This window comes from Pirellulales bacterium (assembly GCA_036499395.1).
Taxonomy (GTDB): Bacteria; Planctomycetota; Planctomycetia; order Pirellulales; family JACPPG01; genus JACPPG01.
This window is the reverse complement of record DASYDW010000138.1, coordinates 1-15,736: the sequence shown is the minus strand read 5'-3', so window position 1 is coordinate 15,736 and position 15,736 is coordinate 1. Positions and strand designations below refer to the sequence as shown.

Below are 15,736 nucleotides of genomic sequence, written 5' to 3'. Positions count from 1 at the left end.
CACGCACTCCTGGCTCAACCGCGCACGGCGCTTGTTGATCCGCTGGGAAAAGAAAGCCGCGAATTATCTGGGCCTGCTCCATTTTCAATTCGCTATCGTCGCCTTGAGAGCCGCCAAGGTTCTCGGATAGGCTTTTAGTCGAATTGCCAGCAAAAAGCCCTTAGCACGTCCGACTTTCTCGGACGCCTGGACAGTCAGTACCTCTGGCGTCCGAAGAAGGCAAGCGAGTTCGGACCCACTTCGCCCTTAGTGGGTCCGACTTTGCGCTAAGGAGAGTTTTCGGATGAATGAGCGCTAGGCTTGACGAGAAGAGCTTGGCCGTTGTTGTGGTCTGGAGTACGAACCAACATCCTCTTCCGCTCTTCGATAATTGCGTCGATATGTTGCTGCCGTTGCTCCGGTGTCATGCGGACGGGTTCTGACATCACAGGCGCGATTCTGGTTGGGGCGTCGAGCCCCAGCATCGCCCGACGGTTGAGAATGCATCGGAGTACTTGTTCCAAGAACTTGGGGTCGCCGACTTGGTTCTTCGAACTCTTGCGCGTCCGCTCCCGACCTATCTCGCTAGAGATGACTGCCGCCTGTGTCGGCTTTTGCGACCGCTCCCAACCAGCCCAAGCCTCGCGCTCGATTCGATCCAGTTTCAGCAATTCGACCTGTCGAGCTTCATCGAAATCGCGGACGGCGGACTCCCGCCATTGTTGACGGATCTTTTTGAGATCGACGCAGACCGTCGTCTGACAAATTCCTAGTTGCTCGGCGATGGCAGTCTGGCTCCAGCCTTTCAAATACAAATCCGCTACGGCGTGGCGCCGCTTCTGAATCGCTAATTTCTTGCTGCGGTCGGGCGGCATTATTGGCTCTCTTAGAATATTGCCATTTTTATCACTGCATGCTCGTTCCGACGAGTGCCACGCCGTTCCGGTGGATGGCGGCGAAAATTGTGACGTGCAGTCGGATGATCGAAGGCAGGGAGCGCCGAGAGGGCCAAGTGCATTCGCTCCGCAATGGAACTGCTAAGGAGAATCTCACAGGATTTGTCGGACTCTTTCGGGACGTAGCCGCCGGCACCCCCTTGATGTGCTCGGCATTGAATGGCTCCTGTGTGTTGATTGCATATGTGGGCGTATTGTCGACTGATCGACCGCCTGCGATGCAGAACATCCCGCATTGGAGATCAACTATGTCTGCGACGAAACGCACTCGTGCCACAACCTCCCCAAAGGTCACGGTCGACATGAAGCAGCAATCTGCAGATCCGGCGGTTGTCGAGGTTAAATCCAAGAGGAACGCTGAAACTGAGAAGCCCAAAAAGCTGAGCGCATTGGCTGCAGCAGCACTCATTTTAGCCGAGGAAGGTCGGCCGATGACCACGCAGCAAATGATTCACGCCATGGCTGCCAAGGGATACTGGAGCACCCCAGGCGGCAAAACACCGCACGCCACCCTTTATAGCGCGATCCTGCGCGAGATCAGCCAGAAGGCGAAAGACGCTCGCTTTGCAAAGGCCGAACGCGGCAAATTCGTGATCGCGGGATAGCTTTTCGCCCGTTTCGCGCCCAAACGTCCACGTGGCCCCATGCGTGGGCGTTTTCTCGTCCGCGGCCCCCATGGGTGGGTGTCGGTTGCTGCGGCGACAGGACGCGAATGGCGAGTTTAGATGCCGACGTTTATTTGCCCCGTTGCTGACCACATCTATACTCTCGACATGACCGCCCATTTCTACCTCGTCACATACACTCCGCTCGTTGCATCGCGCGCAGGGCGCGAGGCCTGCGAGGCGCACCATCTTCAGCCGTTCATCGATGGATCGATTCGTCGAGAACCTGACCTTGAACACACTTCGCCATCCATCTCGTGCCTTTGCCGAGCGGCCCGGTTTGCACCTCGTCTCCTCCCTGGCGATCTGGTGGGATACATGACCGTGAAGCGCAGATATTGGGGTTATGATCATGTGCATCGCCGCTTTACAGCGGTATTGCAAGTGCGCGGAGTGTTCTCTTCGCACGACGACGCGGCTTCGTGGTACCGCAGTAGAAATCTGACGTTACCAAGCAACTGTATGGTCGACGGAAATCCCCCAAAGCCACTCAGTCAAAGTCATCGAATTCATAAAGATAGCGGCCGCTTCGACGATGAACGACTTTTGAGACGCTGGGATAATGGATATCGAAAACGATCCGAAAATGAACTCGGCACATTTTTGATTTGCGACCACGTCATCCATCCGAAGCTCGGCTGGGACGCGCCCGTTGTTGAAGACGATAACCTCAGAAGTGTTTTTGGCGGCAAGATCCCCGGAACTCAGAATCCGGGCGCGCGGTCTATCGACGAGTTTCTCAATCTGATGGCAGTGCTGGGGATACGCGTTCCGCCTTCTGCCCCGTGAACTTCTCCCAACGCTGAACAATCACGTCGCAATAAAGAGCGTCGAGCTCCATCAAGTAGGCATGTCGACCGGTCTGTTCCGCCGCGATCAACGTCGACCCAGAGCCGCCGAACAGGTCCAGCACGTTCTCGCCGGTGCGCGAGGAGTACTTCATCGCTCGCACAGCGAGCTCAACCGGCTTTTCAGTCAGATGGATCATGGACTGTGGGTTCACCTTCTTAATGCTCCACACGTCGGTCGCGTTCGTGGGCCCGAGCCACTGGTGAGCAGCTCCTTCTCGCCAGCCATAAAAACACCACTCGTGATTCCCCATGAAATCCTTTCGCGTAAGCACGGGGTGTTCCTTCACCCAAATGAGAGCTTGCGAGAAGTACAGTCCCGTCGCCTTCAGCACTGGGGGGTAGTTCGCACAGTTTGCGTAGCCGCCCCAGATATAAAAACCGCGGCCGGGTGCGAGAACGCGGGCCATGTTGCCGAACCAGGCTGCCAACAAGCCATTGAAGGCTTCATCAGTCACGAAATCATTAGCAAGTGGCCGATCCTTGGCGCGGAGTTTTCTACCTGTGGGTTTGGACTTCGTGGGGTGGCGGGCGACGTCCATCGACTGGTGATGCTTCGGCCCGGCAAACGATGAAAGGCCCGCGGCGATCGCATTGTTGCTACGGGGCTCGACCTTGACGTTGTACGGCGGATCGGCGTTTACCAGATGAATCGTTGCGCCGTCAAGTAGGCGGTCAACGTCTTCGAGGTTGCTTGAATCGGCACATAGCAATCGGTGGTTGCCGAGAATCCATAGGTCGCCTGACTGAGTTGTCGCCTCGTCTGGTAGTGCTGGCACGTCATCAGGGTCGCAAAGGCCTTCCTTCAGATCAGGATTGAGCAGTTCCACCAGCTCGTCCTGATCGAAACCCAATGACTCGAGATCAAAATTTAACGACTGCAATTCGAGCAACTCGAGGGAAAGCAACTCGTTATCCCATTCCGCCAGACTCGCAGTCTGATTGTCCGCAATGCGGTACGCTTTGACCTGTTCGGGCGATAAATCGTTGGCGATGTGGATCGGCACGTTTTTGAGGCCAAGCTTCAATGCTGCCTTCCACCGCGTATGACCGCAGATGATGACGCCTTCGATGTCGACAACGATTGGTTGCCGAAAGCCGAACTCGCGGATACTGGCGGCTACCGCGGCGACGGCGTCATGGTTGATACGAGGATTGCCCGGATAGGGCCTGATATCAGACAAATTCCACAATTCGACTTTCATGATTGCACCCTAATGTCTTTGAATGGCCGCCCGCGCGCTTCGCCGCCAATCCCTTCGTCAGCTATGTGGTTGACGCGGGCTGGCGGATGGTCACAATTCGTGGCTGCGCCTATTTGATTCACTCGGCGGGGCCGCTCCCTCGACAAGGCGGCCGGCTACTGTCGGACGTTTTTTTTGGCTTCTGACATTGTGGACCAGGACGTTTGGCGGTCTGTGCGATCAACTACGCACCCGTTGCCTGGGAAAACCACATTCGCGTGGAAACGTCCTTTGACTGCTCCGCTCCGTTGACCGGGGAGGTTGTAACCCGGCTCATTTCTAACGCGGCATCTTTTCGTTATCCGGGACAACTCGCCGCGACACGAAACCCGGCCAAGCAACACGCCTGGAGCAACCATGACTCCTCAATGGGCCGGTCGGCTGCGAAACCGACGATCCGCAATGCGGCCCAATAACCCGCGCGACTTTGGACATCGCCAGTTCGCTGCTCATACCAACACCTCGTCCCGTTCGATACTTGCCGTCTCAATATTGTCTGCGATGTCTCGCAGCACCCGAGCACAATCGGCGCGAGACGGCCAATGCGCGATCAATGGCGTGATGGCTGCCTGCAGCTCCCTCGCCAGTTCGCCTCGTGTCCGCGTCGTCTCGGTCGCTGCTGCGATTTCCGGGTCCAGGCACTCGCGGCAGTCGCCATGCTCACTTCGCTCGTGGTCGACTCCAGTCGGACAGGACTCCCCAGTAGGAGTTGTCGCCACGGCCTGCGTTGCTTTCTCCTGTTGCTTGCGCTTCAGCTTTTTCGTGGGCGATTTGCGGACCTTGCCGTCTTTCCCTTTTCGCTTGACAGATTGTTTTGAACTGTCAACGGTTGACAGTTCATTTCGAAACAGAGATACGAACGTATGGCTTACGCCGCAGTGATCAGCGATCTCCCGGTCTGACCAGCTGGACCATTCCTCGTCATTGAGGAGTTGCAGCACGGCACGGCGCTTGTCGGCGTTAGTGCGTCGGACACCGTGATCGGTATTTGCGCTCGCTGCCCATAGCGTTGCGGCCCGCTTGCCCCCCTCCCTCACACTGCAATCGACGATTTCTGGGGGAGGATTCAGACGACGCATCGCTTCAAGACGATAGTGGCCATCGGCAAGAAGCCAATGGCCGTCGGACTCAAAAACAGTGGGGTCCGGAAATTTTGAGCCATGGCTCATTTTCTCGGCGTATTCCTCAACGACTTTGGGATCGAAGTGTTCGCGGGGCTGCACTGCGGGATCGATCTCGATCCTATCCAGGGGTATGGCTTTGCATTCAACGACGTTCGTCATGATATTCCTCAACAATGTGGTTGGCACTGATGACAGCAAACACGTTGCAACGCAGCTCACGGCGATCGGTGAGATACCCGGCGGGTTTGCGTGCCCGGCTGTACGCGGCGCGGCTCAAATTACCTAAATCGGAACTATCGCGCGACAGTATTGTTGTCGACGAGCGTTAAGACGTCGGACCATCGCACGCGGCGGGACTTGCCGAGTTTGACGTAAGGAAGGTCTCCACTTTCCATCAGCGCATAGACCTTCGAGCGACTAATAGCCAGAAACTCCGCGACGACGCGGACTGACTGAAGTCCGCGGGTGTCGGAGGCCCATTGTTTTTGCGTCTCTGCGATCGTCATCTGTCTTCCTTCTTTTCCAACAAAACGTCGCTTGCTCACCGGGCGACGACTCGGTACATCTTAGAGTTCATGTGCGACGATAAAAACGTTTATGTACAGATTAGCCGTAAAGACATTCGTAAAGAACGAGCGCGAGTATGAACCGCTTTTCCGCACAGATTGTGGTCAATTCGGGCGGCTACCGATGGCGAGATCTTATTACTCTCGCCGAGCAAAAGACCGAGGGGGTTCCGCGGGCAAGCGTAAGACTACTCGTGCCAATTTCACGCCGAGCAGAGCGTCCGTGGCGTGCGATGGGCGAAGCGTACGACCCATTCCTCAAAGAGCGAGCCCTCTTCCGGATTTTTGCAAACCTGGGTCCGTCCGAACGTCGAATCCTCGAATTCGCGAATCGTTACGGAGACATCGCGAGTCATCGTCAAATTCTGAAGGGGTACGGACTCGCACTCAAGCGTTGGCGTTACGAAATCAAGAAGATGCGCCGAGCTGTTCACTTTCTAGACCAAATCGGCGATTGCTCTAAGCGACTGAGCAGCGCATCAGAGCGCAAGCTTCAATCTGGCTTTGTTGATCGACTCGTGCGCGAAATGCCCGTGACTTTGACTGTTACGCAGATTGATGGGCGCGCTGTGGTGCAAACAGTTTGTCACTGTCTTCTGGACGCCATGAAAGTGCAATTGGTCGAGGCGCTGCAAGAAGACAAGCGCTATCACGACTGTGCACATTGCAACAAACCATTTGAAGTAACTCCGAGCGTTAGCCGAAGCGACCGTATCCATTGCTCGACCAACTGCCGCGTAAAGCACTGTTATCAACGCAAAAAGCAAGCAGTCACTCTTCATCGCCAGGGGCGGTCCGTTCCTCAGATCGTCAAGGCGGTTGGCTCAGATTCAAAAACCGTTTCAACGTGGATTAAGAATATACGACGGAATGGATAAATGCGCAAACGCCGCGGCAATGGCGAAGGATCCATCTACCAGCGCGCTGACGGACGTTGGTGCGCGACCTATAGCGTCGGCTACGCGCCCAATGGGCGGCGACGGCGGCAGACCCTCTTTGGCGATTGCAAGCAAGGAGTCCAGGACCAGCTCTCCGGCGCCCGGTCCAAGATGCTGGAAGGCGCGGTAGCGGAACCGACAAAGGTTCGGTTGTCGACGTTTCTCGAGCGTTGGCTCGAAGACGCCGCCCGGCCAACTGTGCGGGCCACGACGCATGACAGTTACCGAAGCGTGATCGACAATCACATTACGCCCCGGATCGGTGGCGTCATGCTCACCAAATTGAGCCCGATCCACGTGCAGTCCCTTTACTCGGACATGGAACGGGATGGCAAAAGTCCGCGTTTGAGGCAGCTGACGCACGCTGTGCTTCGGCGTGCGCTGAAACAGGCGCTTCGATGGGGTCTGGTGATACGAAACGTCTGCGACGCCGTAGATCCTCCGCGTGTGGCGAAGACCGAGGTGGCGGCGCTATCGGCCGAGCAGGTTCAAACGCTACTGCAGACGGCCGAGGGTGACAGGCTTTACGCCTTGTTTGTTTTGGCGATCGGCACCGGAATGCGGATGGGGGAGATTTTCGCCTTGCAGTGGAGGAACGTCGATCTGAAAAACGCGAGGTTGCACGTCCGCCATACGCTGATGGAACTGAAAGGCAAGCTGACGTTGACCGAGCCAAAGACAGACAAGAGCCGTCGCCGGATCGACCTGCCGCAAAGCGCCGTCGAAGCACTTAGGGCGCATCGATTAAAGTTGATCGCTCAGGGGTTCGAGGAAAGTCCATGGGTTTTCTGCAACTCGACAGGCGGCCCGCTAAGGCGAAGCCACTTTCATTTCGACGAGTTCAAACCGCTCCTCAAAAGGGCGAAGCTGCCCGACATGAGGTTCCACGACCTGCGGCACACGTCGGCATCGTTGCTCCTCGCAGCAGGTGTGCACCCGAAGGTTGTGCAAGAACGCCTTGGACATTCGCAGATCGGCATAACTTTGGATACGTACAGTCACGTCTTGCCGACGATGGGCATCGAGGCTGCGAGCAAGCTGGATGCGCTGCTGCGCGTGTCGACGCGTCAGCTAAATCACGCGGTCACCGATGCATGACCTAGTGCCGACAGCCTCCAAAAAATCGGTGGTTCTTCCGTGTTCTCGCGAATCAACTGCCGTTCGCACGAGTTACGAGAAGCAGAAGTGGCCAGTGTCGGTTCGACATCTGCGCGCAAGACCGGTCGACACTTCCGATTGACTTCGACGCATTGCGGGCCGACAGTGATACTGCAAGATCAAAAGAACCCGGGGGGTCGATTGAGTCGATTTTCACCATGAAATGGTCCACGATTCGATTACTGCTATTTGTGGCGTTCATCGTCACGGCACGTGGCACCCTCGCCGAGCAGTTACCGAGTGATTCGGACGCGACGATTCTCGCCGCGCTAAAGGCGCGCGGGGTGCGGGTCGCAAAGAACGCCGTGCTCGACTTAACCGCTCATGGGCGGATCGACTATGTCGAGATCGCGTTCGAGAAGAAGTCGTGGGCGGCAGCTACTGAACTTTTGGCGACATTGAAGCCTATTCAGCAGAATCTGGCGCTCAGCTTCACGCGTGTCCCGCTGACGGACGACGACCTGTCGCTGCTCCGCGGCTGCGAAAACGTAATGTTTTTAACAATCAGCGACTGCGACGTTACCGATGGAGGATTGAAGAGCTTGGCCACGCTGCCGCGGCTCCGGGAGTTGAGCGTTTCTGATAAGGACTTAACAGCCGCCGCGCTCGACGCATTCGTCGATCTGTAGACACCGCAAAGTCTTCGTCTAAAGGGCCGCAACTTCACGGACGAGTGTGTACCGAAGTTCACGCGGTTTCGGGGACTTACGCGCCTTGGGCTCGATCTTCATGGTCTTACAAAGGCGGGTGTAGACGCTTTAAACAAAGCGCTGCCATCTTTAGAACTTAATCTCAGTGATCCATACTACCCTGGCCCGCGCTGGCGCCTTGATCGATCGAAAGAAGTGATCTACTTGCTGCCACGTGATTGGCTGCAGACTCAGGACTTGAAGTTAACCTACAACGAAATCACGCTGCCCGGCGAAAAAGGGCGGAGACCGAATATCGTTATCAGAGACCAGCACGGTACAAGCACGCTGTCCGAGCTGAAGACTAAATATGAGCGGGATTTGCCGAACGCGCTTCAGAACTACAAGCTGGAGTCAAGCGAGTTAGTGGTTGCCGAGGACTGCAAGGAAATGGTCAAAATAATTCATACGAATATGGAGCGGGGCGTTGCGGTACGGCAGGTGAATTACATCATCCAGATCGGGAATAAACGACTATTTGTCGCTTTCACGGCGGGAACTGCCGATGGCAATCACCACGACGAACAATTCGACCACTTCGTTCGCAGCATCGCCAAGCCGCGCGCTAATTAGGGCAGGAGGGCTGATATCGCGTGTCGGCCGTCTAAATGCCGCCAACGCAGTCACGAACGCCGCGTCCAAGCACGCACAAGTGGGCCTGTCCTTGGTCGGCCGAGGCTTATGACGGTTTTACCTTGTGTTTTATTACCAGTCCGTGAATCCGGGTGTGGCATTGGCGAACGGCGCGAGTGGAACACTGCAAATCTCAGCCATGGACGGTCAGGATGGGTGTATTGGCAACGGCCCATCAAACAGCATTGCTCCTTCTTGAGCGTCAAAACGAAGCTCTCTGAGCCAGAGATGGATTTCCGATGGCTGGATCTCGAAAACGGAATAAGTGTTTCGGTCCGATCCAGGAAGGCGATCCGCTTTGGCTCCAGCACTTCCCCCTGACACGATAATCATTGGCTGACGTACATCGCCGTTCATGAACGGTAGAGACGCGTACTGTGAAATTCTAGCCCTATGTTGGTGCCCATGAAGGATCAAGTCCACACCATTCATCTGGGCTGAGTCAAGGAGTTCGACAGCATCGAGGGTGAGGGAAACACCTTGCTTGTTGGGGGCTTCGACACCTATAGTTGGGAGTAAGTGGTGATGGATGGCTAAGATCTTAAGAACAGGCAAGCCGCTTGAGCTGCCGTGATTCTCTGACAATACGTCCAATCCGTCGATTCCCACATAGCCGTACTCGGTCCACTTTGTTGGCACGATGTTGCAGGAGTTTAAGGCACGGACGTCTATTTCAACGTTGTCCAGTGTGAATCGAGACGAATACGTCAGTGGTTCGTTCCACCGCCGGCCCGTCAGTTCTTCCTGAAATACCCGGAATGTAGTTTCGTGCTCCTTACGCGTCTGTCGGTCCACCGCGAGCATTGCCACGTCGATATTTGCTCCTTCCGGGTAACGCACTACGTCATGGTTTCCCGGAATCGCCAGCAGAGCGTCCTTGCTAAGCTTCAGGGCCGCCAAGAGGTTCTCGACCTCCTTGAGAATCGAATTGCGTGTTACATCAGTCCAGTCACCGCCGGTTGTGAAGTCACCGGAGATAATCACAAGTCCAATGTCATCCTGGAGTTCAAGTCGGGCAAGGTCCTTCACGATACAATGCGTCAACGTCTGTCTGGTATCACCAATTTCTGGGGTCTTGCCTGGAGGCAGGTAAGCATAGTCTTTCCCAAAGTGCAGATCCGATAGATGCAGAAGGCAGTGCCTGCCGCTCTTGTGCGGGCTCGGTCGAGTCGGTGCGGGCAACTCTGCTGCGTCAAGTATCAGCAGGGTTGTGGCGCCCAACCGCATTCCAATTTTCGCGTCATACTGAACAGTATTGATCGAAGTCAGAAGGAACCAGCCAGATACAGACTGCTTGAAAGCTTGGTAGTATGGGGGAATTCGTTCGTCATCTACCTGTGCGCCATCGCGCGTCGCCTGCAGAAACTCGGCATGGAACGCGCTCCTCGTCGATCTATCGACAAGGACGACGGATCCTCGCACGGTAGCAAGTTCCTGGAAGAGCGACGCGAATTCAGGCTCCCAATCCTTTCGCCACCAGCCCCACCAACATGATCCGTGCTGTTCGATGAGCCTCTGATGCTCCGCTATCGTGTCGATGTCCGGTGTGGTGTCCCTGAATCGAAGGGCTACCCGGGGTGGTGCCATTGTTCTGACCTCCATAGAGAGGATTTGGGGAAGTTCCATTGCTCGCAGAGCTGCACAAGCTGGTCCCCGGCGTCGCTGGTGCATAGCTCGCCACTGCTTGTCCATTGCATCAATATCTTTAGTAATGAGCCCGCCCCGTGGACTTTCGCAACCTCGTTGGCGGAACTCCAGAGCGTGATTTCATCGCGCCCCGGGGCTCGTCGGCTGACCGACGGCCAAATCCAGCCCTTAGCTCCCGGAACTGGCGCAATTTCGACCGGTCCGGTAACTTCCGGTGACACTCGAAGTGCTAGTTGGTAGTCGTTCCAAACGAACCGATGCCACCTTCCCGCGGGCCTTAGAGCGGACCTTAGCCCTGGTTGCTTGTTTATATTCAGCCGAACTAGATCGCCTACTCTCCACGGCTTGGGTGGGATATTCCTTTCCTGAGCTTGAAATGCACACATTTCAAAATGTGGAACTTGGTATCTCAAGACTCCCGGATTCAAGTCCACGTCTGCCCAGTCGGAGATACTGCGCAATATCGAAGCGCGCTCGTCGCTGGCTGTTGGTCTAGTTTCAACTGGCCAAAGAGAAGCGAGGATTTCTCCTCCGGGTGGAAGATGCTGCGCAACCCAGGTCACCCAACGAAGATACTCCTTGGGGTACCAAGGGGGGTCGACTAGTGCGATGTCGAAACTCTGGGCGAGAGGATCGGCAAGGTTGATGTTCACGGTTTCATAGGACCCCAGATTAGGCTGCCAATCGACAAGCCTGACTCTACGGCTCGAGCCGGACGACGACGCAGCGTCGACGAGTGACGGTACACCAGCCAACAAACAGTCGCCATCTCGCAACTCTTTGGTTAGGAAATCCACGGTCGACGACGTGAATCGCCAGTCATAGTCCAATGGGTGGGGGTCGACTCGCTTTCGACTCATCGTTATGCGGCGTCCGCGATAGAAAAACGGGGGTAGGCCACAGGCCTTAGAATAGCGTAATGCCGCGACCAATCTACCGGAAAGATCTACCGGCCAAATCTGGTCGCTCATCAATTCGTGCCCGCCGCAATAAGAGAAGCCAAGAGTGGGCTATTGGTGGTAGCCAACAATAAGCACTTCTCACGAATCGAGCGCCACGCCCCTCCAAGTCATCTTGCGGGCTACCAATCGATTCACGAGGCAAACAGCTGTCACAATCGCGTGAGCGATTGCGTAAGGCGGGCGTGTCCGGGAGCGTCGAGCAGAACCCTCTGACGGTTCGTCCTTCCGCACTTGGCCATGCTGCTACGGTCGATGTAACGAATGGCACATAGCTCTTCGGCAAGTCATTCGTGCAGATCGATATAACCAAAAAAACGTCGCTTGCGTAGATAGTGTTCGGCAACACAAGGGGAAGTAGGCCAAGGACGCGATATTCTAGCGACGGACGCTGTCGGCCACGGTCCACGCATTTACCTTGCTACGGTGCTGTTAGGTGGCTGCGATTTCATATTTGAAGAATGCCGGCATTATCGAGAAGGTGCAGGCGAATCCCTCACCTTTCAAATAGAGCCTCGCCTGGCCGTGTGGACGGGAGATTTCTTCTGCGAAACGGATCCTGCCCGAATTTCGCCAACCATCTCGCCGGGCGAGTTAACTGCGCAGTTGTCAACCACGCCCTAGTAATACCGTGCCGACTGGTGAGAGGTAACGCGGCCGACTAAGATACGCTAACCAATTTGGACTGGTTGCTAGAAATGCACCGCGGCACGGAGGAATTGTGACCTGAAACCTCCGACACTACCTCGTGGCATCGAATATGTCCAAATCTCGGCCCGCCGACCTGTTTTCGGATGAAGACCTCTACTTGGCCTATCGCAAGGCAAAGGCCGACTTGTTCTACGAGAGGTCAATCCCCAACGCGAAGCGATTCGCGATCTATGAAGAAAATCTTCAAGGCAATCTTCAAAAGTTGCAGAAACGCCTTCGCACGGGAACAGCACGCCCGTGGTACGCTGACCGGGATTTCATTGGCGGGGTTACATTCGTTCCAAAGAAGCTAACCCTGCCGGCGGACGATAAAGACGGTCCCAAATTCTTCGCGTCAAACGCTGAAAGCAATTGGAACCGCATTTTTGACGCAGCGAGTTCTGACACAACCCAGCTTGTTGCTGAGTTTCGGCCGATGGCGGACTTCAGTGTCGACATGCATATTGTTTGTGCACTATGGATCAATCACGTAGGCGAAAAACTTGACGCGTGCTTGAGCGACGCTGCCCTCGGCGCTCGGCTTCGACGGATCGCCGGAACGAAAGCCTATCATCGCACCATATGGCAAAGCTTCTCGCCCTACTTTCAGTCCTACAAAAAATGGCGAGACGGTGGATTCGCCGCGATTCGACGCGAGCTGCATGACGGCAAAGCGGTTGTGGCACTCACTATGGACTTTACCCGATTTTTCCATAAGGTTGATCCGCGGTTTCTCTTAAACAAAAAGTTTCTGACTTTAATCTCGAAATCCGACGACGGCAAACCAGCCTTGTCCAAGGCGCACAAAGCTTTCACTGAGTCGTTGGTCACCTCATTCGAGACATGGGGAGGAGCAGTTCCAGGTTACGTTGCGGGTACGCCCGTTGGTGTGCCGGTAGGTGCGACCGCCTCGCGGGTAATCGCTAATGTGCTGCTTCTGGAATTTGACCGCCGTATCCAGAAAGCACTTACGCCCATCTACTATGCGCGATATGTCGACGACATTTTTCTCGTCCTTCGAGACACCGGAGACTTTGCTAATGGCAGGGAGGTGCTCGACTGGATCGTTGAACGGGCTGACGGGCTCATAGAGCAAGATGGCAAGCGTTTGACTGTTTCGCTGCCATATGCGCAATCCAGCGAGATCGAATTCCAGGCCGATAAACAGTGTGTCTTCCTAATCGACAATGCGGACTTGCTTGATGCCATCAAGTCAAAAGTTGACGAGGTCACGAGTGAATGGCGCCTACTCCCTGACCTAAAGCAGATGGAAAAATCTGCTGCCGCCAGAGTCCTGACTACGTCAAAAGACGGCAATTCTGATGGTGACGCACTACGAAAAACCGACACGCTTCTATTGAAGCGGCTAGGGTTCGCCATTCTGCTTCGAAACCTCGACGCAATTGCCGATGCCTTGCCCCCCGCGGAATGGAAATCTGAGCGGGAAGATTTCTACGAGTTTGCCAAGCGACACATCATCGCTCCCGGAAAACTGTTTGAGCTTGCGGACTATTTGCCGCGGCTAGTTTCGATCGCCGTATACTGTGGCGACTGGAAGTACGCTCATCAGTTTGTAGCAACCGTAATCGACTTGTTCGGCGAGATCCGCGAACACGCGGTGCTGAAGTACATGAATGCACCGCAGAACGCCCCCACAGCGGATCGAATATGGGAGGGTGTGTTTCGGCACTTACATTTAGCGTTTGAAGAGGCGCTATTAAAATCATGCGGATTGCAGCGAAAGAGCGAGTGCCGCAAGCTGTACACGCGAATTGCGAGCGACGTGTTCGGCAGCGATGACTTCACCGCCGAAGTTATCGACGTGGCTAGGAAACTTTTCTGTCGAGACTTGGGCCGCAACCCATTTAAGGCACATCTACTAAAAGAATCCGCCGAAAAAATTACGTTCGCGAGCGAACTTCCAAGCGACTTGCCACCATCATTGGACAAGCAGCAAAAGGGTATTACCAAGCTTTTGGAAGAGGTCGATCTGAAAGATACTCCCACGATGCCGATTCTGTTTCCGACCCGTCCTCTTGGCCCCGCAGATATCTCGATCCTAATTCCAAATAGCGCCGCGGATATCAACAAGTTAAAGAATGCCCTCAACTCGGTTCGTGGCACCTTCTACACGGACAGTTCATCAAGTCCTAAAGCCGGATCGCGTGTCGTCAAGATTGGCCATGGCTCCGGGAAACAGCCGCCTCGAATCGCGGTGACAAGCCTTTTAACCGAGTGGAAAAGCTGGCACGCCGCTGCAGGTCAAGAGCCGGATGTTAGCGCTGAAAGATTCGAGCGGCTCTATGACCTTTGCACCGCCATCTTGAAGGCCCCCAAGAACGCCCGCCCACGATACGTGCTGTTTCCTGAATTATCGATCCCCAAACAATGGATGCGGACGGTTGCCGAGGGGTTCTTACGCTCGGGGATCTCGGTGATTGCTGGCGAAGAATACACTCACCATGGAACAGGCCGCAGGCCCCGCGTGGACAGCGCCGCTAGGCTGTTCTTGACGGATAACCGATTGGGCTATCCCTCATGGTGTGCCCTCACGCAACTCAAGGGTAAAGCGTCGCACCACGAGCGCGATGAATTGCGTCAAAAGTTTGGCATTGAGTTACGTCCGAGTGATGCGAACCTTGCTGTGAAGTTCGTTTTCAATCACTTTGGCTTTCGCTTTGGCCTTCTGATCTGCAGCGAGTTAACCGATATGCAGCATCGCCTGAGATTTCGCGGCAAAATCGATTCACTTTTTGTGCTTAGCTGGAATCAAGATCTGGAATCCTTTTCCGCCCTGGTGGATGCGTCTGCTCTGGACATCCACTGCTTTGTCGCCTTAGTGAATAACCGCATGTTTGGCGATAGCCGGGTTCGCGTCCCACATATAAATTCTTGGGCCAGGGACGAGGTACGAGTAAAGGGCGGCCTTGCTGACTACTTCGTCGTCGCGGAACTCGACATCCATGCCTTGCGCGATTTTCAAAGCCAGGTGGAACCACCCGAAAAACCGTTCAAGCCATTTCCCGAAGGCTTTGAAATTTCCAGGAGTCGGAGGGTCATACCGGGAACATAGGGTGAGCAGTGAAATTGCGGCCCTATTGGCAAATACTCAAGCATCAACGCGGCGATCGCTTTTTGCACTTCAACTTGCTGGCGATGGTACAACGAACCATTCCGACGTTCCGATAAACTGGCATAACTAGTCGAGCCAAGGGTCGCATCGACCTATGTCAACACCGAAACCCAGATTACGTCATCGGGCTCGGTAATCAAATGCGTAGTGGGATGCGTTTACCGCCAAGGGGCGATTCGTCGGTCCGATACCTTAAGTCGGTAAATCGAACGCCGTGCATAGAAACTCAGCCAGAATTGACGACTCAGGTGGGTGTGTCCTGGGCGCTCAGCATCCGGTCGCATTCTGCTCCGTTGCGACCTCGATGCGCGTTAAGAGGTGCGGCACACTGCCGAATCAATCAATAAGCAAATATCTTTGTCTTTTCGGAGCAATGATCAAGCCTGTTCGGCGATTAGGGTCCTGGGAGACGTATTCTCACCTCGACAAGCAAAGTACTGAAAACTCGTCGAACGCGAGATATTTGCAGCACTGCCAAAACAGGGCTCCGTTTGTCGCATCGATCGG

13 protein-coding genes are annotated in these 15,736 nt (G+C 55.2%); 8 read left to right on the top strand and 5 right to left on the bottom strand.

Annotated features, from left to right (window positions below; all coding sequences use genetic code 11):
• Positions 1–130 (top strand): IS5/IS1182 family transposase (locus tag VGN12_29430; GenBank protein HEY4313611.1); only part of this gene is annotated, 130 nt, incomplete at its 5' end.
• A gap of 136 nt (positions 131–266) precedes the next feature.
• Here the strand turns inward: VGN12_29430 and VGN12_29425 are convergent.
• A complete protein-coding gene (locus tag VGN12_29425; GenBank protein ID HEY4313610.1) occupies positions 267–854 on the bottom strand; it encodes a helix-turn-helix domain-containing protein in 588 nt (195 codons plus the stop codon).
• A gap of 383 nt (positions 855–1,237) precedes the next feature.
• On the opposite strand from VGN12_29425, the gene VGN12_29420 reads away from it, so the two are divergent.
• Both VGN12_29420 and VGN12_29415 read left to right on the top strand, forming a co-directional pair.
• Positions 1,238–1,540 (top strand): HTH domain-containing protein, encoded by a 303-nt coding sequence (locus VGN12_29420; protein HEY4313609.1) that lies wholly within the window; start codon positions 1,238–1,240, stop codon positions 1,538–1,540.
• 120 nt (positions 1,541–1,660) lie between these two features.
• Positions 1,661–2,389: a hypothetical protein gene (locus tag VGN12_29415; protein HEY4313608.1), complete on the top strand. Its 729-nt coding sequence runs from the start codon at positions 1,661–1,663 to the stop codon at positions 2,387–2,389.
• Here the strand turns inward: VGN12_29415 and VGN12_29410 are convergent.
• From VGN12_29410 to VGN12_29400, 3 genes are all read right to left on the bottom strand, one after another.
• Positions 2,340–3,653: a DNA modification methylase gene (locus tag VGN12_29410; GenBank protein ID HEY4313607.1), complete on the bottom strand. Its 1,314-nt coding sequence runs from the start codon at positions 3,651–3,653 to the stop codon at positions 2,340–2,342. The two genes, VGN12_29415 and VGN12_29410, sit on opposite strands and share 50 nt — an antisense overlap.
• Positions 3,654–4,141: 488 nt before the next feature.
• Positions 4,142–4,975, bottom strand: a complete 834-nt coding sequence (locus tag VGN12_29405; protein ID HEY4313606.1) for a hypothetical protein — start codon at positions 4,973–4,975, stop codon at positions 4,142–4,144.
• A 134-nt stretch (positions 4,976–5,109) separates the two neighbouring features.
• Positions 5,110–5,322: a helix-turn-helix domain-containing protein gene (locus VGN12_29400; protein HEY4313605.1), complete on the bottom strand. Its 213-nt coding sequence runs from the start codon at positions 5,320–5,322 to the stop codon at positions 5,110–5,112.
• 137 nt (positions 5,323–5,459) lie between these two features.
• Between VGN12_29400 and VGN12_29395 the strand changes: the two genes are divergently transcribed.
• The 4 genes from VGN12_29395 (at position 5,460) to VGN12_29380 (ending at position 8,740) form a co-directional block, all read left to right on the top strand.
• Complete coding sequence (locus tag VGN12_29395; protein ID HEY4313604.1) at positions 5,460–6,260, top strand: hypothetical protein; 801 nt, start codon at positions 5,460–5,462, stop codon at positions 6,258–6,260.
• Complete coding sequence (locus tag VGN12_29390; protein HEY4313603.1) at positions 6,261–7,418, top strand: site-specific integrase; 1,158 nt, start codon at positions 6,261–6,263, stop codon at positions 7,416–7,418.
• 218 nt (positions 7,419–7,636) lie between these two features.
• Entirely contained in the window at positions 7,637–8,107 is a 471-nt protein-coding gene (locus VGN12_29385; protein ID HEY4313602.1) for a hypothetical protein, read from the top strand.
• 216 nt (positions 8,108–8,323) lie between these two features.
• Positions 8,324–8,740, top strand: coding sequence for a hypothetical protein (locus tag VGN12_29380; protein HEY4313601.1), 417 nt, complete (start codon positions 8,324–8,326; stop codon positions 8,738–8,740).
• Positions 8,741–8,947: 207 nt separating this feature from the next.
• On the opposite strand, the gene VGN12_29375 is transcribed toward VGN12_29380, so the two are convergent.
• The gene (locus VGN12_29375) at positions 8,948–10,222 is read right to left on the bottom strand and encodes a metallophosphoesterase (protein HEY4313600.1); all 1,275 of its coding nucleotides are present in this window, start codon (positions 10,220–10,222) and stop codon (positions 8,948–8,950) included.
• Positions 10,223–12,166: 1,944 nt separating this feature from the next.
• Between VGN12_29375 and VGN12_29370 the strand changes: the two genes are divergently transcribed.
• Positions 12,167–15,169: an RNA-directed DNA polymerase gene (locus VGN12_29370; protein HEY4313599.1), complete on the top strand. Its 3,003-nt coding sequence runs from the start codon at positions 12,167–12,169 to the stop codon at positions 15,167–15,169.
• Positions 15,170–15,736 lie beyond the last annotated feature (567 nt).